Origin of the sequence: Mycobacterium tuberculosis H37Rv (assembly GCF_000195955.2) — a bacterium.
GTDB classification, from domain to species: domain Bacteria; phylum Actinomycetota; class Actinomycetes; order Mycobacteriales; family Mycobacteriaceae; genus Mycobacterium; species Mycobacterium tuberculosis.
In genome coordinates this window covers 2,117,252-2,138,162 of sequence record NC_000962.3, presented here as the reverse complement: position 1 = coordinate 2,138,162, position 20,911 = coordinate 2,117,252, and the positions used below count along the sequence as shown (strand labels likewise).

Genomic DNA, 20,911 nt, shown 5'->3' with positions numbered 1-20,911 from the left:
GGCTTCGCCCATGCGCGGCAGATGAGAGACAATGGGCCTGGCTCGTGGATCGAGCCGACGCGCATGTAAAGGAGCCGTCGATCATGCAACCTGACGCCTATCCAGTCCGGGTCCGGGGTGACCTCGATCCTGCGTTGTCACGTTGGCAGTGGCTAGTCAAGTGGTTTTTGGCCATCCCGCACTACATTGTCTTGTTCTTCTTGCACGTTGCCGCCGTGGTGGTCACCGTGATCGCGTTCTTTGCCATCCTGTTCACGGGCAGATATCCCCGGACGCTGTTCGACTTCAATGTCGGCGTCATGCGGTGGCGCTGGCGGGTTGCCTTCTATGCGCTGTCGGCGCTGGGAACCGACCGGTACCCGCCCTTCAGCCTGCAGACAAAGGCGGAGTATCCGGCTGACTTGGAGGTTGACTATCCGGAGCGGTTGAGCCGCGGCCTGGTGCTGATTAAGTGGTGGCTACTTGCTATCCCCCACTACCTGATCCTGGCGGTCTTCCTCTCCAGCGGTTGGCGAGTCTTCCTGATCGACCCCCACGACCGCGTCGGCATAATGTGGCCTTCGCTACTGGTGATCCTGCTGCTCGTCGCCGTGGTGGCGCTCCTGTTCACCGGCCGGTACCCCATAGGGCTATACAACCTGTAAACCGGTGGGCGTTGCGGGTCCGCGCATACACCACGCTGATGCGCGACGAGTACCCACCGCTTCGCCTCGACATGGGTCCGCGCGAACAGGTTTCGCAACCGGCTACGGCGGCCTCCGACTACTCAGCTGGGGGTGCCGAGTCACCGTAAGCGCCGGGTATGTGCTCTAGCACTCGAGTGATCGGCTGGCTGTCATTCCGATCCTGTTGCGGCGCAGAAGCATTCGGTTGCTCCTCAGGCGGGTTCGGCTCCGTGAGCGCTTCGCCGGAGGTGACGCGAGCGGGTGGTTCGTGCTGCGCAGCCGGCCGGGGTGCCCGAGCAGGGACTGGTGGCGTGACCGTCGGCGGAGGCGGCACCGCCGGCGCCACGGCCTTTGCGATACGTGGCGTCGGCTTGTGCGCTCCGTGCTTCGCCGTCCCGGTATCGTTGTGCGGAGCCAGCTGGATGCCCACCGCTAGGGACAGCGAAGCCACGAAGGTCACGGCCGCGGCGGCCAACGCTGCCGCCGCCCCGGCGTAGTGCCGGGATCGCCTGGGCGCGACCGTTGGTTGGCTGACGCTGTCGGCCACTAGCTGCGCATCGGTGAACTCGGTGCTCTGGGCCGCCGCCAGGGCCGCACCCCGCGCGACCGTAACCTGCGCCATCGTTTGCGCAAAGACCGGCACCGGCAGGACCCTTTCGAGCTGCCACGAGAATTCGCTGACCTCGCTATCCGAGCCGACCACGACCACGCCGGCCGGGCGCCAGGCATCGCGACCAAACATGCCGGTCAGCCAGGAGGTCAGTCCTGATAATCCGCGGCACACATGCTTGACGGCGATCTGCGTCTTTCCGTCGTGGGTGTCGACCATGACGACGGTCGCCGACTCATGCTCAAGAACGCATACCGCGATTTGCTCGTAGCCGATAACGGGTGCGATAGCCTGCGCCAGTGTCTCGATGGCACGTAGCCGCCGAACCGGCACCACATTGTCGAAACCTGCACCGGTCAGCGACTCTACCAGCAGCGCCGCCTGAGCCGAAGCTTCGGCGTTCCAGGTCACTCCGATGACGCGCAACCGATGATCGCCTGCAGCGGCCACTTCATGGGCGAGCAGAACTTCCGCCGCCAGCTGCTCTGCGGTATGTATGGCCTGCGCGTTACGACCGCTATGTAGCTCCAATTCGTTGCGGTCCAAGATGGCGCCGTCTGCGCCGTGTCCTTCAGCGAGGACCCACCCCAGGGTGGTAGGCGTTATCGAGAGCCCAAGTACCGTGTCCAAATTCTCGCACCTCAATCGTTCCCGGAACCTCCGATGCCCTCAGCCCGCACCATCGCACGCCACAAACCCCAGTGCGGTGTTACGCGGACGCCGGAACAGACCGGGATAGCGTGGTCTTCGTCGGCTTGCTTCGAGCGAGCCTACGCGGTGAACGCAAGTTCGGCCTCCCTGGGGGAGCACAGCCGGTAGCCCCGGGCCGCGATTCTGAGAAATCCGCGATAGATCCATACCGCCATACCGTTTGTGAGCCCCCTAAGCACACTTGCTCTGTCCGCGGCGGTAACCGATACGGAAATGAGACGACTTTGCGCCCGAATCGACATTTGGCCTCCACACACGGTATGTTCTGGCCCGAGCACACGACGACATACAGGACAAAGGGGCACAAGTATGACAGACGTGAGCCGAAAGATTCGAGCTTGGGGACGCCGATTGATGATCGGCACGGCAGCGGCTGTAGTCCTTCCGGGCCTGGTGGGGCTTGCCGGCGGAGCGGCAACCGCGGGCGCGTTCTCCCGGCCGGGGCTGCCGGTCGAGTACCTGCAGGTGCCGTCGCCGTCGATGGGCCGCGACATCAAGGTTCAGTTCCAGAGCGGTGGGAACAACTCACCTGCGGTTTATCTGCTCGACGGCCTGCGCGCCCAAGACGACTACAACGGCTGGGATATCAACACCCCGGCGTTCGAGTGGTACTACCAGTCGGGACTGTCGATAGTCATGCCGGTCGGCGGGCAGTCCAGCTTCTACAGCGACTGGTACAGCCCGGCCTGCGGTAAGGCTGGCTGCCAGACTTACAAGTGGGAAACCTTCCTGACCAGCGAGCTGCCGCAATGGTTGTCCGCCAACAGGGCCGTGAAGCCCACCGGCAGCGCTGCAATCGGCTTGTCGATGGCCGGCTCGTCGGCAATGATCTTGGCCGCCTACCACCCCCAGCAGTTCATCTACGCCGGCTCGCTGTCGGCCCTGCTGGACCCCTCTCAGGGGATGGGGCCTAGCCTGATCGGCCTCGCGATGGGTGACGCCGGCGGTTACAAGGCCGCAGACATGTGGGGTCCCTCGAGTGACCCGGCATGGGAGCGCAACGACCCTACGCAGCAGATCCCCAAGCTGGTCGCAAACAACACCCGGCTATGGGTTTATTGCGGGAACGGCACCCCGAACGAGTTGGGCGGTGCCAACATACCCGCCGAGTTCTTGGAGAACTTCGTTCGTAGCAGCAACCTGAAGTTCCAGGATGCGTACAACGCCGCGGGCGGGCACAACGCCGTGTTCAACTTCCCGCCCAACGGCACGCACAGCTGGGAGTACTGGGGCGCTCAGCTCAACGCCATGAAGGGTGACCTGCAGAGTTCGTTAGGCGCCGGCTGACGGGATCAACCGAAGGGTTGCTTACCCGTCCACGTGAGATATACCTCGCGACCGCCGTCTCGATCGGCATCCTGTTGTCGCTGATTGCACCACTAGGCCCCCCGCTGGCGCGAGCCGACGGCACCAGCCAGTTAGCCGAGTTGGTCGACGCCGCCGCTGAGCGGTTGGAGGTCGCCGACCCGGTGGCAGCCTTCAAGTGGCGTGCTCAGCTGCCCATTGAGGATTCCGGCCGAGTCGAACAGCAACTCGCAAAGTTGGGCGAAGATGCCCGCTCGCAGCACATCGACCCCGACTACGTCACCCGCGTCTTCGACGACCAGATTCGCGCCACCGAGGCAATCGAGTACAGCCGGTTCTCGGACTGGAAGCTCAACCCGGCCAGCGCGCCCCCGGAGCCGCCGGATCTATCGGCATCGCGATCGGCGATCGACTCCCTGAATAATCGGATGCTGTCGCAGATTTGGAGTCACTGGAGTTTGCTGTCCGCGCCGTCCTGCGCCGCCCAACTCGACCGCGCCAAACGCGACATAGTGCGGTCCCGCCACCTCGATAGCCTCTATCAACGGGCCCTGACGACAGCAACACAGTCGTATTGCCAGGCCCTACCGCCGGCCTGATCAATCCGGTTGTGCATCCTTTGCCGGCCGACCACGGCCGGTCGCGGTGCAATAGACACCCGATCTCACCACTCTCTCTAATCGGTAACGCTTCGGCCACTTCCGGCGATATGTCGAGCATGACAAGAATCGCCAAGCCGCTCATCAAGTCCGCCATGGCCGCAGGACTCGTCACGGCATCCATGTCGCTCTCCACCGCCGTTGCCCACGCCGGTCCCAGCCCGAACTGGGACGCCGTCGCGCAGTGCGAATCCGGGGGCAACTGGGCGGCCAACACCGGAAACGGCAAATACGGCGGACTGCAGTTCAAGCCGGCCACCTGGGCCGCATTCGGCGGTGTCGGCAACCCAGCAGCTGCCTCTCGGGAACAACAAATCGCAGTTGCCAATCGGGTTCTCGCCGAACAGGGATTGGACGCGTGGCCGACGTGCGGCGCCGCCTCTGGCCTTCCGATCGCACTGTGGTCGAAACCCGCGCAGGGCATCAAGCAAATCATCAACGAGATCATTTGGGCAGGCATTCAGGCAAGTATTCCGCGCTGACGGTTGGCGGCGTGTGCGGTCTATGACCAGGTCGACGTATGTGTTTGGATCAGGTCATGGAAGGTTCGGCCACAGTTCACATGGCAGCGCCGCCGGACAAGATCTGGACATTGATCGCGGATGTCCGCAATACCGGCCGGTTCTCGCCGGAAACCTTCGAGGCCGAGTGGCTTGACGGTGCCACCGGCCCCGCGCTTGGCGCTCGATTCCGCGGGCATGTCCGGCGCAACGGGATCGGGCCGGTCTACTGGACGGTATGCGAACCGGGCCGTGAGTTCGGGTTTGCTGTGCTGCTCGGCGACAGACCGGTGAACAATTGGCATTATCGTTTGACGCCCACCGCCGACGGCACCGAGGTCACTGAGTCGTTTCGGCTCCCCCCGTCCGTGTTGACCACCGTGTACTACCGGGTGTTCGGGGGCTGGCTGCGTCAGCGCCGCAACATCCGAGACATGACCAAGACGTTGCAGCGCATCAAAGATCTGGTTGAAGCAGGCTGAGGGCGGTTCGGCTATTCCGGATTCCGCATGAAAGCGATATTCATCACCGGCGCCGGCAGTGGAATGGGCCGCGAGGGTGCAACGCTTTTCCACGCCAACGGCTGGCGAGTAGGTGCGATAGACCGCAATGAGGATGGGCTGGCTGCCCTGCGCGTACAGCTTGGTGCCGAACGGCTGTGGGCCCGCGCCGTCGACGTTACGGACAAGGCGGCCCTTGAGGGTGCGCTCGCTGATTTCTGCGCCGGCAATGTCGGCGGCGGTCTCGACATGATGTGGAACAACGCCGGCATCGGCGAAGGCGGTTGGTTCGAGGACGTGCCGTACGAGGCCGCCGTGCGCGTCGTCGACGTGAACTTCAAGGCGGTGCTCACTGGCGCCTACGCCGCACTGCCTTACCTCAAGAAAGCACCGGGAAGTCTGATGTTCTCGACGTCGTCGTCCTCGGGCACCTATGGCATGCCGCGTATCGCGGTCTACTCGGCGACCAAACACGCCGTCAAGGGGTTGACCGAGGCGTTGAGCGTTGAGTGGCAGCGTCATGGGGTTCGCGTCGCCGACGTGCTGCCCGGTCTGATCGACACCGCTATCCTCACCTCGACGCGCCAGCATTCCGACGAGGGCCCCTACACGATCTCCGCGGAGCAGATCCGCGCTGCCGCGCCCAAGAAGGGCATGTTCCGGCTGATGCCCTCGTCCAGCGTCGCCGAGGCAGCCTGGCGGGCCTACCAGCACCCCACACGGTTGCATTGGTATGTGCCCCGAAGCATTCGCTGGATTGATCGGCTCAAGGGCGTCAGTCCGGAGTTCGTCCGACGTCACATTGCCAAGTCCCTGGCCACGTTGGAGCCAAAACGGAAGTAATGTCCCGAGCACAATGCTCAGGCCCGAATGGAGGTGGCTGGTGTGCAATCGGTTGGTCACAGTGACCGGAGTTGCAATGGTCGTCGCGGCTGGTCTCTCCGCGTGCGGGCAAGCTCAGACGGTACCCCGAAAAGCCGCACGCCTGACTATTGACGGCGTCACTCACACGACACGTCCCGCAACATGCAGCCAGGAGCACTCCTACCGGACCATCGACATCCGCAACCACGACAGCACCGTCCAAGCCGTGGTATTGCTCAGCGGTGACAGGGTAATCCCGCAGTGGGTGAAGATCCGTAACGTCGACGGGTTCAACGGCAGCTTCTGGCACGGCGGGGTGGGCAACGCCCGCGCCGACCGCGCCCGCAACACATACACAGTTGCCGGCAGTGCCTACGGCATCAGCAGCAAAAAACCCAACACGGTGGTGTCAACAGACTTCAACATCCTCGCCGAATGTTGAATTGCGGGTTCTAGTCTTGAAGAAAAGCCACTCGATCGACGGAGGCGCGGTGAAGGACAAGCTGCACTGGTTGGCGATGCACGGGGTGATCCGCGGCATTGCGGCAATCGGGATTCGGCGTGGCGACTTGCAGGCCCGGCTGATCGCGGATCCGGCCGTCGCCACCGATCCGGTGCCCTTTTACGACGAAGTCCGGTCCCACGGCGCCCTGGTGCGCAACCGCGCCAACTACCTGACCGTCGACCATCGGCTCGCCCATGACCTGCTGCGATCGGACGACTTCCGCGTCGTCTCCTTCGGCGAGAATCTGCCACCACCGCTGCGCTGGCTGGAGCGGCGGACCCGCGGCGATCAACTTCACCCCCTGCGAGAACCTTCGCTGCTGGCCGTCGAGCCGCCCGATCACACTCGCTACCGCAAAACGGTGTCGGCGGTGTTCACCTCACGGGCGGTCAGCGCGCTACGCGATCTGGTCGAACAGACCGCGATCAATCTCTTGGATCGGTTCGCTGAGCAGCCCGGGATTGTGGACGTCGTAGGACGCTATTGCTCGCAACTGCCGATCGTGGTCATCAGCGAAATTTTGGGCGTGCCCGAGCATGACAGGCCGCGCGTCCTGGAATTTGGTGAGTTGGCAGCGCCGAGTCTAGACATCGGGATTCCGTGGCGGCAGTACCTGCGTGTGCAGCAGGGGATACGAGGATTCGACTGCTGGCTGGAAGGGCATCTGCAGCAGTTGCGGCACGCTCCGGGTGACGACCTGATGAGTCAGTTGATCCAGATCGCCGAAAGCGGGGACAACGAGACACAGCTCGACGAGACCGAACTTCGGGCGATCGCCGGACTGGTTTTGGTCGCCGGATTCGAAACCACAGTGAACCTGTTAGGCAACGGGATTCGCATGTTGTTGGATACCCCCGAACATCTGGCCACACTGCGCCAACATCCGGAGCTGTGGCCGAATACGGTTGAAGAAATCCTGCGGCTGGATTCGCCGGTTCAGCTCACCGCCCGGGTGGCTTGCCGTGACGTCGAGGTGGCTGGTGTGCGAATCAAACGCGGCGAAGTCGTGGTGATCTACCTAGCAGCCGCCAACCGCGATCCCGCTGTGTTCCCGGATCCGCACCGCTTTGACATCGAACGCCCCAATGCCGGACGACATCTTGCGTTCTCTACCGGCCGCCACTTCTGCCTGGGGGCCGCCCTGGCCCGCGCCGAAGGCGAGGTCGGGCTGAGAACGTTCTTCGACCGCTTCCCCGATGTGCGGGCCGCGGGTGCCGGAAGTCGGCGTGACACGCGGGTGCTGCGCGGTTGGTCGACGCTGCCGGTGACACTGGGTCCGGCACGGTCCATGGTTAGCCCGTGACGGGGCCACACTTGCGCCACCTGAAAGCTACCGATCGCCAAGGCGATAGATGCGTGCGGCAGTGCCATGGGCAATTAGGTCGACCACCCGCAGGGCATCGGTCTCGCACCAGTCGTCGCGCTCGACAAAGCCACGCAGAACACGCTGAATTCCACTGCGCCACAACGTTGCACCGAGAAAGTGCAGTTCCGCGGGGCCGAATCCGTCCGACGAGTACACGATCTTGCGGAAGGGGGCAAGCTCCAGTAGTCGGCCGATGAAGGCCGGCGACCGGGCCCCCAGGTAGTGCACACTCAACCCGCCGTCAAGATAGACGTTGTTGAAGGCTTGTGCCAGATAACCGGCTTCTCGTTCGTAGGGATAGCAGTGCAGCAACACGATTGGGGTATTGCCGGACTGCCGCAGGAAGTCGAGCAGATACAGCGGATTGGCCTTGTGCAGATCAGCGTCCCGGTCGCCAAATCCGACGTGGAACTGCAGCGGCTTGCCCAGGCGCAACGCCTGATGCAACCCGAAGCGCAGCAGAACCCGATCCTGTAATCGGACACCGCCACGGTCGCGCCAGCGCTTGGCGGCCTCGGCGACCTGCGCCGCGGGTGGCTCGGTCAGATCACCGTCGAATCCACCTCGATAGGCCAGGATGGACTTGGTTGCCACCGCTGTGGCTGCGCGCCGGCGCAGTATCTCGTTGAACGCCGAGGCGTAGTCGCCGGATGCCTGCACGGCCTGTTCGGCCACCTGTTCAAGACGAACCACCTCGTGAGCGTGGCTGCCCGACAGTTCGCCGAGGCCGGCGACGCTTGCCATTCCGGACACGTCGTAGCCGATTCCGGTCTCCACCAGCCAGTCGGTTACCCCGGCGGCCTGCAGAAATCTGCGAGCCAATTCAGCTTCACTGAATTGACTGCGGCGATCCCAATAAGTCTGCGGATCAACGTGCCTAGGCAATCCAAGGATGGGAGCGCAGTGGTTGCGCACGGCGAACCCGAGTTGTGAGTCGAATCCCGAGTCGAAGTCTGCCAGGGGTTCGGTGTTGGCCTCATTGAGCGCGTTCTCGAACCGCCGCCGGTTCCCCTCGGTCAGCCAGCATCCGTGGACGTGCTGATCGATCAACGGCACTTCGGCCGTGTGCCGCGTCAGGTCCGAACCGGCGGAGTCGGCCATCGTTACACACTCCAAGCCATCCGGAACTTGTCGGCCAGCTGCGCAGGATCGAGGTCACCGTAGCGCTCATGCTCTAACTGGCGTACCGCGACCACGGCATCTACCACGGGATCGCCAAGGATGCACCGAAGCAGTTTCGAACTATCCAGTACAGCAATTGCATCCGCCTGATCGGCAGCAAGTCGCAGAATGCCGGCACGGTCACGATCCACGTCAGACAGCTGTGTCGGGTCTACGGTCGTTTCCGACGGCAACACCGCCTTGGTCTTCATGCCGTCGAGTGCCAGTCCGAGGATCGCCGCCGACGCGAGATACGGGTTGGCCGACGGGTCGACGACCTTCACCTCCACGTTCCCGCCGTACGCGCTGCCAGCCCCGCCCTTGACGAATCGCACCGCCGCTTCCCGGTTTTCGGTACCCCAGCATGCATAGATTCCGGCCCAGTTACCGGGTCGCATTCGCAGACCGGACACGATCGATCCGCACAGGATGCCTTGGGCGTCCGGTAGTCCGCGAAGCACTCCTGCCACCGCGGCCTCCCCGGCCGAGGTCATGCCAGCTGCTCCAGTCCCACCGGAGAACAGCATCCCTTCCGACATAGTCAGCGAGAAGTGTTGGTGGGCACCGGATCCGATACTTCCGGCGAAGGGCGCTGGCGATAGGCTCACGCGTAACCCGTGCCGGCGGGCGGTACGGCCGATGATGAGGCGGGTCAGCACCAGCTGATCGGCGGCCGCGACCGGCGGCTGCGGCGCTAACGAGATCTCGAATTGGTTGGCACCGTATTCGGGATGGAACTGCTCGATAGCGATGCCTGCTGCCGTTGCCGCGGCGTTGACATCGCGGACGAACGCCTCGTGCTCGAGCACCCCGGCGACACCGTACTGCGCCCACAGCGTCGAAGGCAGCCGCTGGCCGTCCGCGTCGACCAAGAGGAATTCGACTTCGTGGCCGATTACCGCGTCGATGCCGGCATCAGCAAGCGCGGCCTCGATCCGGCTCAGTGTTCCTCGGCTGCAGGCGGGGACCGGTGTGCCGTCCTGCTCGAAGAACCCGGCGGGCGCCCACGCCAACCCGTCGCCGATGATGCGCAAGGCGGACAGATCGATGCGGAGACGTTGATCGCCGACCACACTGATGTCTGCGGTGAATGCAATACTGCATTGGTCGATACAGAAGGTATGCCACACCGGACTGGCGCCGAGGCCAGGATTGGCGAATGTGTTGGTCCGGCGTATCGGCACGGTCTTGGCCTGGGTGAGTCCGGCGGGGTTCACGACGGTGCCGATGACGGTGTCGACGCCCTCTGCCTCCAATTGGGCGATCGCGGCCGCGGCAAGCGGTGTGGCTGTCATGGCAGTCATTCTGCAGCGCGGATCAGCTCGCGCGGCTACGCGCGGCAAGCATCGCTACGTTGTAGCCGCGAGTTGGCGTGATTCCGACAGGTCGCCCAGATCTTCATACCAGTCTCGTTGAACGAGCACCGCGTCGGTGACGTGCTGCAGAGCGGCTTCGAATTGGTGGTCTGGCTGTCGCTTCAAGCCGGGCGCCACGGCCAAGTGGTCGAGCAGCCACTGACGGATCAAAACTGCGAGGGAGTCGACCTGACGGTGCCCGGACGGGGTTAGCGTCAAGATGTCGCCGTCGCGTGCCGCGTAGCCGGTCTGGACCAGACGGTCGAAGACGGGTTCAAAGACCTGATAGGGCACGTGCAGGTGTCTACCGATATCGGTCAGCCGTACTGCCTCGAACAGCCGCTGGTATTGATAGATCCGCAGAAGGGCCCACAGCTCGGCGACGCCGAGTCCGCAACCGGGTTGTGTCGCAATATCGCGCAGTCGCACCCCGTTCGGCAGCATACGCCGAACCGCGATTTCCAACACATCCTCCGGCGATTCGGCTCTGGGCACACCGAACCCGTCGCCGAGGTCGTCGGCGTCATCGTGGATGTCGGTGAGCGGTACCTCTCGCAGCAACAGCGCCAGGATGAAACCGACCACCGTGACCGAGACCGCGCAAAGGAACACCTGGGTGAGCGACTCGGCATATGCCCGCACGATCGGGGCGGCCATGCTCTGGGGCAGCTGATGCAAGACAGCCGGAGATGGCACTGCCGGGACAGGCACGGCGCCCGACGTCAGCGCGGAACCGAGTCTTCGGTCCAGGAAGTTTACGAACAACGCACCGAATGTTGCGGTACCAAACGAGGCGCCGACCACCCGGAAGAAGGTCACACCCGATGTTGCGACGCCGAGGTCTTCGAAAGACGACGTGTTCTGCACGATGAGAACGAGCACCTGCATGGACAATCCGATGCCGGCACCTAGGACGACCAGGTACAGCGATTGCAGCAGCGGTGGCGTCCACTCGTCCATCTGCGACATCAGCAGGAACGCAACCGCCATCAGCGCCATCCCCGCGACCGGGAAGATCTTGTAGCGGCCCGTCCGGCCGACCAGGACACCCGTCCCGGTCGAGGCGATCAGCAGGCCGATCACCATCGGCAACGTGCGCAGACCTGACGCGGTCGCCGACGCGCCGTCCACGTACCCCAGATAGATCGGTACGAAGGTCAGTGCACCCAGCATCGCGAATCCGACCACGAAGGACAGGACGCAGCACACGGCAAATACTGGGCTGCCAAACAGCCTGGGCGGCAGGATGGCCGCAGCGGCGCGGCCCTCCAGCCACACGAAGAAACCCAGCGCCACTGCGGCCCCGATCAACAGCCCGACAATGGTCGCTGAGCCCCAGGCGTAGGTGGTTCCGCCCCAACTTGTGGCCATGATCAAAGCGGTCGTGGCCACAGCGATGACCAGGATCCCAAGGTAGTCGATGACCGGTTTGGGCGGTCGGGCCAACGCAGGGACGGCGGTTGCCGCCACTGTCAGCACCGCGATCGAAACCGGCACGTTGATCCAAAACGCCCACCGCCAGCTCAGATAGTCGGTGAGCCAGCCCCCCAGCAGCGGACCGGTGACCGTGTTGACACCGAACACCGCACCTAAGACGCCCTGGTAGCGGCCACGGTCCCGCAGTGGGACCACCTCAGCGGCCAGCGCGTAGGCGGTGACGGAAATCGCACCGGCACCGACGCCCTGCAGTGCGCGAGAGATCGCCAGCATGGTCATCGTCTGCGATAACCCGCACAGCACAGAGCCAACGACGAAGACCACGACGGAGCCTAGCAGCACCCTGTTGCGGCCGAGCAGATCACCGAGCTTGCCAGCCACCACAACCACGACAGTTCCCCCCAGCAGATAGCTGGTGACCGCCCACGACTGGTCAACGGTGCTGCCCAGCTCGGCGACGATCGTCGGCAATGCGGGCACAACGATGGTTTGGCCGGTCGCAGCGACCAGCACCCCGAACACAAGTGCGGTGAAAATAATGTTGCGTCGCACCGGACTGAGCAGCGGGCCACCGGCTCGGATTGCGGTGGGGGCAGTGGTCGGTGCTGTGGGGCCCGCCATATCCGCCCTCCCATCGCTGTTCGAGTCGATGCTAGAGCTTGTCAGCGGCGCCCGGAGTGGTATCGGAGAATCCTCAAGCGGGCATCAGGTCGGTGGGCGAGAGACGCACTGCGCCGAGTAAAGCTCCTCTCCTAGCTTGTCCATCAGCTCCAGCTGCGTTTCCAAGTAGTCGATGTGTTCTTCCTCGTCGGCAACGATTTTCTCCAGCAGTACGGCGCTGGTGGTGTCCTGTTTCTCCCGGCACATGACGATTCCTGGCTTGAGACGATTCAACACGTCGTATTCGATCGCCAGATCGGCCTCAAATTGCTCGCGGAGCGTCTGGCCGATACGCAACGAACCGATGCGCTGGTAGTTCGGCAAACCATCCAGCAACAAGATGCGATCGGTGATTTCCTCGGCGTGCCGCATTTCGTCGAACGACTCCGCGCGGGTGTGGGCCGCCAGCTCGGTAAAACCCCAGTTGTCCTGCATCTTGGAGTGCAGAAAGTATTGGTTGATAGCGGTGAGCTCGCTGGTCAATTGTTCGTTGAGCAGGCGCAGAACATCGGGATCACCTTGCATGACCACTCCTATGGGATATAAGGCTGTCGTGGCGAACCGCGCCAGGTGGGCAGGGCTGGAGCGCACCGGTGTCGGGCTCGTCTTGGGCTGATAACAGCACGTTTGCGTGCCGCGTCTCAATCTAGTGCAGCGAGTACGGGTCGGCGCAGGGTTTGTTGCGGCGTCGGCGCGTCTCGCCGGCGCAAAGTCCAAGCCGCGGGTCATTGTTAGGTTAGACTCCACTAATCAGCTTAGGCTAGACTCCACTAATATGCGGCTTGATCGTTCGCCGACGCAGCATCTGCTGGGGGTTTGCTGATGTACGTGTGCTTGTGCGTCGGCGTCACCAACCAAACCGTGTGTGACGCCGTGGCGCGAGGTGCGTCGACCTCCAAAGAAGTGGCCGCTGTGTGCGGGGCTGGCGGCGACTGCGGACGCTGCCGGCGCACACTGCGAGCTATCATCGCAGCCGCCCGACTCAACCCAACCCAACTCGACCCCGCAGGTCGCACGAGCGACGCCGTTTGCTGAGTCCCTCAGCCGTTGCTGTAGATGCGGGTGGGCGTGATCAGCACCACGGCGCGCTGCTCCTGCGCCATCACCCGGTCGTACTCGTCCCAGTCGTCGTGCGTGCCACCCGCCGCAGTGAAGACCTCGCGGAGTAGCAGCCGCAATCGCTCGCCGTCGACCAGCCACGGCCGCGGATCGTCGGGGCCGACAAGTTGTGCTCGGCCTTCGACGGTCGCCCACTGCCAACCGTTGCGGAACGTGACGGCCAGTTGTGGGCGCGCCCTAAGGTTGCCGAGTTTGACCTTGCCATAGGTGGTGAATCCCAGAGATGGTTCGCCGCTGACAGGATGCGGCAACAGTCCAACGTTGACCAGCGACGCCTGCACGGTGCCGTCGGCACGAACGGTGGAAACCACCGCAAGCCCACGTTCTGCCGCCGCCAGTGCCGCGGCTTCGTTGAGTGTTGTCATCTCACGTTCCTCAATCCTTGAACGGTGTTCTGAACACGTAGCGGCTGGTTGGCACGGTGTCGATGTTCTGGTTGGCACCGAATGCAGATGTGCTCGCGACCATCCGGCTTATCCGATTCCGCAGATCGTTGTCGTCGGCGGCTCCGAAGAAGGCTTTCAGATCGGTTGTCGCCGCCACGGGAAACAACTCTTCGACAATGCCCGCGATTCCCGGTGCCTCTGGGGTGAGGGCTCGTACCACCCAGTTCTGGGTGTAGCCGAATGTCGCCTGTGCCTCGATAGCCACTTGCGTGTGGTCGCGCTGCCAGCGGGTCAGCCAGGTCGCCTGGTCCAGGCCATCGGGCCGGCGCAGGAGCGCGATGTTGGCCAGACCCGGTGTACGAGAACCGGACTCGACGAGCGATGGGAAGGTCAGCGGAACCGACTCGGTCACCAGGTATGCGCCGAGTTCATCACACTCCTGAGCCAGTAGCCTGAGGGCGGCTGCTACCTGCTCGCCATAGCACTGCTGGGTCCACAGGCTGACCACCGCTGCGACCGGTGGGTACAGCGTTGTCAGGGTCATCAGTGAGTCGCGCACGGTACTGTCCCGGACATTGATCGACAGCCCAGCAACGCCCAGTCCCAGCAGGGCGTCGGCGACTTGAGCTCGTTGGCGGGCACACCAGTCGTCGTCTGGCTCGGGCCGCATGAGCACGGCGATCACCTTCTCCATGAGCCCGAACCTACATCCGCTGTCAGGCGTCGACGCCCCGGTGGATCGCGCGGTCTATGTGACCGCCAGTAATGCCACCGTCCGCCGGTCCTCTCCGCCGCCGTAATACTTGGCGAGCAGCGCGACAAAGTCCTGGTTGGCGTCGGTGGCACGGGCGAACAGGGTCATCGACGAGCACAGCTTGAGGTCGTCGGGCGGGCCGAAGATTTCCTCGATTGAGCGGCCTTGCACCTGGTTGACCAACCCGGTGCACTCATGCAAGCGGGGCCCGAGCAGGTCATGCTGCAGATAGGCCTGGGCTTCCTCGAGCGAGGAGATGCCGTAGCGCACTGCCAGTGGGCTACTACCTAGCCCGCGGAGTTGTGGGAAGACGAACCACATCCAATGACCGCGCTTTCGTCCGGCGCGCAGCTCCTCGACGACGCTGCGGTAGACCGGAGCCTGCGCGTACACGAAACGCTTCAGGTCGAACGGGTCGCTTGCTGACTTCATATCAAACTGGTTAGATAAACGGATGGCGGTCAACCGGCGAGTGCCCAGAGTGCGCGATCTGGCACCCCTGCTCCAGTTCAACAGGCCGCAGTTCGACACCTCCAAGCGCCGCCTGGGCGCCGCGCTGACCATCCAGGACCTGCGACGCATTGCCAAACGGCGTACCCCTAGGGCGGCGTTCGACTACGCCGACGGGGGTGCCGAGGACGAACTGTCCATCGCGCGTGCTCGACAAGGGTTCCGCGACATCGAGTTTCACCCGACAATCCTGCGTGACGTCACCACCGTGTGCGCCGGCTGGAACGTCCTCGGTCAGCCCACCGTCTTGCCATTCGGGATCGCGCCAACCGGGTTCACCCGCTTGATGCACACCGAGGGCGAGATCGCCGGCGCGCGGGCGGCGGCCGCGGCTGGGATCCCGTTTTCGCTATCCACCCTGGCCACCTGTGCCATCGAAGACCTCGTCATCGCTGTGCCGCAGGGCCGCAAATGGTTCCAGCTGTATATGTGGCGTGATCGAGACCGCTCGATGGCATTGGTGCGGCGCGTCGCCGCCGCGGGATTTGACACCATGCTGGTCACGGTCGACGTCCCGGTCGCCGGTGCCCGGCTACGCGATGTCCGCAACGGGATGTCCATCCCGCCGGCGCTGACGCTGCGAACCGTTCTCGACGCGATGGGACACCCGCGGTGGTGGTTCGACTTGTTGACCACCGAACCGCTGGCCTTCGCTTCACTGGATCGCTGGCCTGGCACCGTCGGCGAGTACTTGAACACCGTGTTCGACCCCAGCCTCACCTTCGACGATTTGGCCTGGATCAAGTCGCAGTGGCCGGGCAAGCTCGTTGTCAAAGGGATCCAAACACTCGACGACGCCCGCGCCGTGGTGGACCGCGGCGTCGACGGCATCGTGTTGTCCAATCACGGCGGCCGCCAGCTTGACCGAGCCCCGGTACCCTTCCACCTGTTGCCCCACGTGGCACGCGAACTGGGCAAACACACCGAAATCCTGGTGGACACCGGCATCATGTCGGGCGCCGATATCGTCGCGGCGATCGCGTTGGGGGCACGGTGCACGCTGATCGGGCGGGCCTACCTTTACGGGCTGATGGCCGGTGGTGAGGCGGGCGTCAACCGCGCGATCGAGATCCTTCAGACAGGTGTGATCCGGACCATGCGGCTACTGGGCGTGACCTGCCTTGAGGAGCTGTCACCTCGGCACGTGACACAACTGCGGCGGCTCGGCCCTATCGGGGCACCAACGTGAGGCCGCGGCCAGATCGGTAGCGTTGAATGCAGCTATGAATCTCAAGCGGGAATTCGTCCATCGCGTGCAACGGTTCGTGGTCAATCCAATCGGCCGGCAACTGCCGATGACCATGCTCGAAACCATCGGCCGCAAAACGGGACAGCCGCGGCGTACCGCGGTGGGCGGGCGCGTCGTAGACAACCAGTTCTGGATGGTGTCCGAGCACGGCGAGCATTCCGATTACGTCTACAACATCAAGGCCAACCCCGCCGTGCGGGTCCGCATCGGCGGCCGATGGCGCAGTGGGACCGCCTACCTGCTACCCGACGACGATCCGAGGCAGCGGCTGCGCGGCCTACCCCGGCTGAACAGTGCCGGCGTACGCGCGATGGGCACCGACTTGCTGACCATCCGGGTGGATTTGGACTGACAGGGGTTGGCCGGAACCGGGGCTTAGGCCGCCGGAGCGCGCTTGCCCGAGCAATAGTCGCGGTTTGCCGCCACGCATTGCGGGTATGCGGTTGCTTGTGATCAAGCCGGAGCCACTGGCACGACGACTGCTTAAACTCGCCGGCACCACTTACGCGGCGGAGGCGGGAATCCGGATCAGGGACAAACCGATGCCGCTGTTTCAGCTGCTGGTGCTGTGCATGCTGGCCAGCAAGCCGATCGGTGCCGCCACGGCAGCACGTGCCGCCCGGGAATTGTTCTGCTCGGGCCTGCGGACACCCAAAGCTGTGCTGTCAGCAGAGCGACAAACGATGATCAGTGCGTTTGGCCGTGCCCACTACGTGCGGTATGACGAGAGCTCAGCCACCCGGCTCACCGCTATCGCTCACCGGGTTCGCGACGAGTACTCCGGTGATTTGCGGGAACTCGCCCAGCGCACACGACCCGACGTTTCGGCCGCCAAACGTATGCTCAAGACTTTCAACGGAATCGGCGACACCGGTGCCGACATTTTCTTACGCGAGGTCCAAGACGTCTGGATCTGGGTACGACCGTATTTCGACGATCGAGCCACCGCCGCGGCGAAGCAGCTCGGCTTGCCCACTGACCCGAAGAAGCTGGCGTCGGTGGCACCCAGCTCCAATGCGCTGCTCGCTGCTGCGTTAGTGCGAGTGGCGTAAGACGACGAGCTGCGCCTGCAGGTGACCGGTTGACCCAGGTACGCGACCGGCTCGTAGGCTGTCAAGCGGCACCGCACACAACAGGACGGAGCAGCAATTATGGCCAGCTCAACCACGTTCGTCATTGTTGGCGGGGGACTTGCCGGGGCTAAAGCCGTAGAGGCGTTGCGCCGCAGCGACTTCGGCGGTCGGATTATCTTGTTCGGCGACGAAGAGCACCTGCCCTACGACCGGCCGCCGCTTTCCAAGGAGTTTCTGGCCGGCAAAAAGTCGCTGAGCGACTTCACCATCCAGACCTCCGATTGGTACCGCGACCATGACGTGGATGTGCGGCTCGGCGTGCGGGTGTCGTCATTGGATCGGTCCGCACACACGGTAGAGCTTCCCGACGGCGCTGCGGTGCGCTACGACAAGCTGCTGTTGGCCACGGGATCGGCCCCACGGCGCCCACCAATACCTGGATCCGATGCCGCCGGCGTCCACTACCTGCGCAGCTACAACGACGCCGTGGCATTGAACTCCGTTCTGGTGCAGGGGTCTTCCCTCGCAGTGGTGGGTGCCGGCTGGATAGGCCTGGAAGTGGCCGCCAGTGCGCGTCAACGTGGCGTCGACGTCACCGTCGTCGAGACCGCCATACAACCGCTGCTGGCCGCGCTCGGGGAAGCGGTTGGCAAAGTGTTTGCCGACCTACATCGAGATCAAGGGGTGGACTTACGGTTGCAGACCCAGCTCGAAGAGATCACTGCAGCCGACGGCAAGGCGACCGGGCTCAAGATGCGTGACGGGTCGACGGTTGCCGCCGACGCCGTGCTAGTCGCTGTGGGCGCGAAGCCCAACGTAGAACTCGCCCAACAGGCCGGGCTGGCGATGGGCGAGGGCGGTGTGTTGGTTGATGCATCGCTGCGCACCAGCGATCCCGACATCTACGCAGTCGGCGACATTGCCGCCGCTGAACACCCGCTATTGGGTACCCGCGTCCGTACCGAACACTGGGCCAACGCGCTCAAACAACCCGCGGTGGCGGCTGCCGGCATGCTGGGCCGGCCGGGCGAATACGCTGAACTGCCCTATTTGTTCACCGATCAATACGACCTCGGCATGGAGTACGTCGGCCACGCCCCCAGCTGTGATCGGGTGGTGTTCCGTGGCAACGTTGCCGGCCGCGAGTTCCTCTCCTTCTGGCTCGACGGCGACAGCCGGGTGCTAGCCGGGATGAATGTCAACGTCTGGGACGTGGTGGACGACGTCAAGGGCCTGATCCGGTCCGGGAACCCGGTCGACGTTGACAGGCTGGTTGATCCGCAGTGGCCGTTGGCGGACCTGACGACGAATTGACGTGTGTTGACCGCTACTCCACGGGTACCCAGGCATGATCGATAACGTCTGGCGGGCGCTGTGCCTGCAGGCGTTCTCGTTCGGCGCGCCGACGTTTGATTCGCAGCCGAGCGTCGGCCGGCGTGGTAATCAGTTCGTCGCAGGTCAGGTAGAACACGTCGTCAACGACGTCTATCACATCCGCCGCGACTCGTCGAGATCCCAACTCCCGCAATGTCATCCGGAGCTCATGGGTGAATCGGATGGTGGTGTCGTGCGCCAGCTCCCGGGCACTGCGCGTGCCGGCAGCCAGTCGCTGGATCAACGTCGCTGGGTGAGCTGGCCCGGCGGGCCGCGCGGCGATTTCGGCGGCTGTCTTCAGCAGTAGCGCCGGATCGTCGGCAAACGTCAGGTTAGCCAGCTCGGCTTCGCCTAACCCGCGGTGCCCTATCCGGGCAATGACCGCGTCAACTGCGGCGGCGGCGGGAGCAGACAGCGCGCGGATGCTGGCGAGGTTGCCGTCGTTGGCCAGCGCGCACAGCGGCGGGTCGGCGCGCAGCACCGCAGCCAGCGGAGCAATCTCGGCGCCGATTCTGCCACTTTCCATGATCATGCCCCCTCCGGACACCGCGGAGCCTGCGCGGGTGTGCTCTAACGTCGCCGCTGTGACGCCCGTGTCGATCACCCACAGCACCGTAAGAATCCAGCCTTGGTGGATGCGATCACGCAACAGCCGAATCCGGACCTCCAAGCCGGCGTCCGGTAGCGAGGCAAGCTGCCCGGCAGCGAGGTGCTCGGCATCTGCGGCGGCAACATAGTGGTGTGTGTCGCTCCGGAGATGGCGCAGCAGGGCCAGCGACCGCGCCGTCACGACCACCTTCGCGACCGAGCCGAGCGGTCCGCCCGCAAGTTGCGGTCGACCAAACGGAAGCAGCTCAGTGACCTGCGGTTGCTCGCCCAGTGCCCGCCGGGCTACGGCCTGCGCGTCCCACCCCGGCAGTTGGGCGGCGGCCACAATATTGGCCGACACTCCGATATACGGGCGGTGACCGAACACCGCGATGGCTCTTCTCTCCCACTCATCGGCAACGACACCGCCAAGCGCCAGTACCCGACCCATCGCCCGACCGGCCGCGCGCAGTCCACTCAACTGGACATCCAGCGTCATCGGGGTCAGCGGACCCGGCAGCGCTTCGGCGAGACTGGCCGAGCTGAAGACCGGGAACCGCTCGTCGATACGGTCGTCGAACTCTCCCTCCAACCCTTCTGGAGCCGCGCTGCCCAAGGGTTCCCCGTGGGAAGGCACAGACCGCGGGGGCGCCTCCACCGGCAGTGCTAGTTGACCCGATCCGTTGGTCGCGCCTGCCGGGTGCAGTCTGCGGCCGACGAGGCCCCGCCCGGTGTCGACAATTGCTTCGGTCGCTTGCCAGCCGAACTCGAAGTTCCAATCCTCCTGCACGGCAGCGATATCCACCTCGGGAATCAATTGCTCCCAGCTGCGGACCCGACGTGTTCGCAAGTGCGGGTCCACGGATCGGAGCAGCCGCCACGCGGTGACCACATTGGTGGTGTCAGGGGTGGCCAGGTCAACGACACCGTTGCGGTCGGTATTCAGCGCCAAAACCAGGAAGCGGACCAAGTCGTCGAGATGTAGCACTCGTATCGGCCGTGCCGAGACTTTGCTCCGCAGCAGCGTGGCCACTGTCCGGCACACCATCCAATCGAGTTGGCGGCCGACCGGTGGCGCAATACGGATGACCAAGCTGGGTGCCCAACCGGTGGACACCAGCGTCTCAGCCTGCCGATATAGTTCGGGTCGCCCAGCGGCCTGAGAAACGAACAGCAGCCGGGCACCGGCGCGGGCGGCCGCGTTGGCCACATGTGCCAGTCCGGTGATGCCAACACCGCCCGGGGCGCTGGTGTCGACCGGGGCGAGATGGATCACCGCGTCGGCTTCGCCGGCTAACTCTTGCAGCACTGGGTTGCGCAACGACGCGCAAACATAGTCGACGCGGGGGTCCAGAGCATCGTGCGGGTGCTGGGCTATACCGCTCACCGTGTGTCCGGCAGCGATCAACTGCCGAGTGACCGACCGCCCGACGGCACCCGTGGCGTCGGTAACCAGGATCTGCACCCGGCCTCACCTCCCCCAACGTCTCCTCATGACAATAGGCACGTCAGTGTCGCTTGCGCGACCATTGCTTCTGGAACGTGACTCGTGCTGCCCGC

General features: G+C 64.2%; 20 protein-coding genes and 1 pseudogene. 11 read left to right on the top strand and 10 right to left on the bottom strand.

The features are described 5' to 3' along the window. Nucleotides 1-83: 83 nt before the first annotated feature. A pseudogene (locus Rv1887a) lies at nt 84-793 on the bottom strand. Then, nucleotides 763-1,905, bottom strand: a complete 1,143-nt coding sequence (locus Rv1887; protein NP_216403.1) for a hypothetical protein — start codon at nt 1,903-1,905, stop codon at nt 763-765. The pseudogene Rv1887a and the gene Rv1887 overlap by 31 nt, the downstream one beginning before the upstream one ends. Nucleotides 1,906-2,295: 390 nt before the next feature. Here Rv1887 and fbpB point away from each other — a divergent pair, with 390 nt between their 5' ends. From fbpB to cyp140, 7 genes are read left to right on the top strand one after another with little or no spacing between them, the layout of a single operon-like run. Continuing rightward, on the top strand, nt 2,296-3,273 hold the full coding sequence (gene fbpB, locus Rv1886c; RefSeq protein ID NP_216402.1) for a diacylglycerol acyltransferase/mycolyltransferase Ag85B: 978 nt from the start codon (nt 2,296-2,298) through the stop codon (nt 3,271-3,273). A 17-nt stretch (nt 3,274-3,290) separates the two neighbouring features. After that, the gene (locus tag Rv1885c; protein ID NP_216401.1) at nt 3,291-3,890 is read left to right on the top strand and encodes a chorismate mutase; all 600 of its coding nucleotides are present in this window, start codon (nt 3,291-3,293) and stop codon (nt 3,888-3,890) included. Nucleotides 3,891-3,901: 11 nt separating this feature from the next. Continuing rightward, nucleotides 3,902-4,432, top strand: coding sequence for a resuscitation-promoting factor RpfC (gene rpfC, locus Rv1884c; protein ID NP_216400.1), 531 nt, complete (start codon nt 3,902-3,904; stop codon nt 4,430-4,432). 38 nt (nt 4,433-4,470) lie between these two features. Next, nucleotides 4,471-4,932, top strand: a complete 462-nt coding sequence (locus Rv1883c) for a hypothetical protein (protein ID NP_216399.1) — start codon at nt 4,471-4,473, stop codon at nt 4,930-4,932. A 27-nt stretch (nt 4,933-4,959) separates the two neighbouring features. Next, entirely contained in the window at nt 4,960-5,793 is an 834-nt protein-coding gene (locus Rv1882c) for a short-chain type dehydrogenase/reductase (RefSeq protein NP_216398.1), read from the top strand. Nucleotides 5,794-5,833: 40 nt separating this feature from the next. Further along, entirely contained in the window at nt 5,834-6,256 is a 423-nt protein-coding gene (gene lppE / locus Rv1881c) for a lipoprotein LppE (protein NP_216397.1), read from the top strand. A gap of 49 nt (nt 6,257-6,305) precedes the next feature. Continuing rightward, nucleotides 6,306-7,622, top strand: a complete 1,317-nt coding sequence (gene cyp140, locus Rv1880c; RefSeq protein ID NP_216396.3) for a cytochrome P450 Cyp140 — start codon at nt 6,306-6,308, stop codon at nt 7,620-7,622. A gap of 27 nt (nt 7,623-7,649) precedes the next feature. Here the strand turns inward: cyp140 and Rv1879 are convergent, their stop codons facing one another. From Rv1879 to Rv1873, 7 genes are all read right to left on the bottom strand, one after another. Next, nucleotides 7,650-8,786, bottom strand: a complete 1,137-nt coding sequence (locus tag Rv1879; RefSeq protein NP_216395.1) for a hypothetical protein — start codon at nt 8,784-8,786, stop codon at nt 7,650-7,652. Between the two features lie 2 nt (nt 8,787-8,788). Beyond that, on the bottom strand, nt 8,789-10,141 hold the full coding sequence (gene glnA3 / locus Rv1878; RefSeq protein ID NP_216394.1) for a glutamine synthetase GlnA: 1,353 nt from the start codon (nt 10,139-10,141) through the stop codon (nt 8,789-8,791). A 54-nt stretch (nt 10,142-10,195) separates the two neighbouring features. Beyond that, entirely contained in the window at nt 10,196-12,259 is a 2,064-nt protein-coding gene (locus tag Rv1877) for an MFS-type transporter (RefSeq protein NP_216393.1), read from the bottom strand. Nucleotides 12,260-12,343: 84 nt separating this feature from the next. Next, complete coding sequence (gene bfrA / locus Rv1876) at nt 12,344-12,823, bottom strand: bacterioferritin BfrA (protein ID NP_216392.1); 480 nt, start codon at nt 12,821-12,823, stop codon at nt 12,344-12,346. Between the two features lie 515 nt (nt 12,824-13,338). Then, on the bottom strand, nt 13,339-13,782 hold the full coding sequence (locus tag Rv1875; RefSeq protein NP_216391.1) for a hypothetical protein: 444 nt from the start codon (nt 13,780-13,782) through the stop codon (nt 13,339-13,341). A 10-nt stretch (nt 13,783-13,792) separates the two neighbouring features. Further along, nucleotides 13,793-14,479 (bottom strand): hypothetical protein, encoded by a 687-nt coding sequence (locus tag Rv1874; protein ID NP_216390.3) that lies wholly within the window; start codon nt 14,477-14,479, stop codon nt 13,793-13,795. A gap of 72 nt (nt 14,480-14,551) precedes the next feature. Continuing rightward, entirely contained in the window at nt 14,552-14,989 is a 438-nt protein-coding gene (locus Rv1873; RefSeq protein ID NP_216389.1) for a hypothetical protein, read from the bottom strand. Between the two features lie 22 nt (nt 14,990-15,011). Here Rv1873 and lldD2 point away from each other — a divergent pair, with 22 nt between their 5' ends. From lldD2 to Rv1869c, 4 genes are all read left to right on the top strand, one after another. Further along, on the top strand, nt 15,012-16,256 hold the full coding sequence (gene lldD2, locus Rv1872c; RefSeq protein ID NP_216388.1) for an L-lactate dehydrogenase: 1,245 nt from the start codon (nt 15,012-15,014) through the stop codon (nt 16,254-16,256). A 22-nt stretch (nt 16,257-16,278) separates the two neighbouring features. Next, nucleotides 16,279-16,668: a hypothetical protein gene (locus Rv1871c; RefSeq protein ID NP_216387.1), complete on the top strand. Its 390-nt coding sequence runs from the start codon at nt 16,279-16,281 to the stop codon at nt 16,666-16,668. Between the two features lie 64 nt (nt 16,669-16,732). Beyond that, nucleotides 16,733-17,368 carry a hypothetical protein gene (locus tag Rv1870c; RefSeq protein NP_216386.1) on the top strand — a complete coding sequence of 212 codons (636 nt, stop codon included), beginning with the start codon at nt 16,733-16,735 and terminating at the stop codon, nt 17,366-17,368. A 99-nt stretch (nt 17,369-17,467) separates the two neighbouring features. Beyond that, complete coding sequence (locus Rv1869c) at nt 17,468-18,703, top strand: reductase (RefSeq protein ID NP_216385.1); 1,236 nt, start codon at nt 17,468-17,470, stop codon at nt 18,701-18,703. Nucleotides 18,704-18,716: 13 nt separating this feature from the next. Here the strand turns inward: Rv1869c and Rv1868 are convergent, their stop codons facing one another. Then, nucleotides 18,717-20,816 (bottom strand): hypothetical protein, encoded by a 2,100-nt coding sequence (locus Rv1868; RefSeq protein ID NP_216384.1) that lies wholly within the window; start codon nt 20,814-20,816, stop codon nt 18,717-18,719. Between the last annotated feature and the right edge of the window lie 95 nt (nt 20,817-20,911).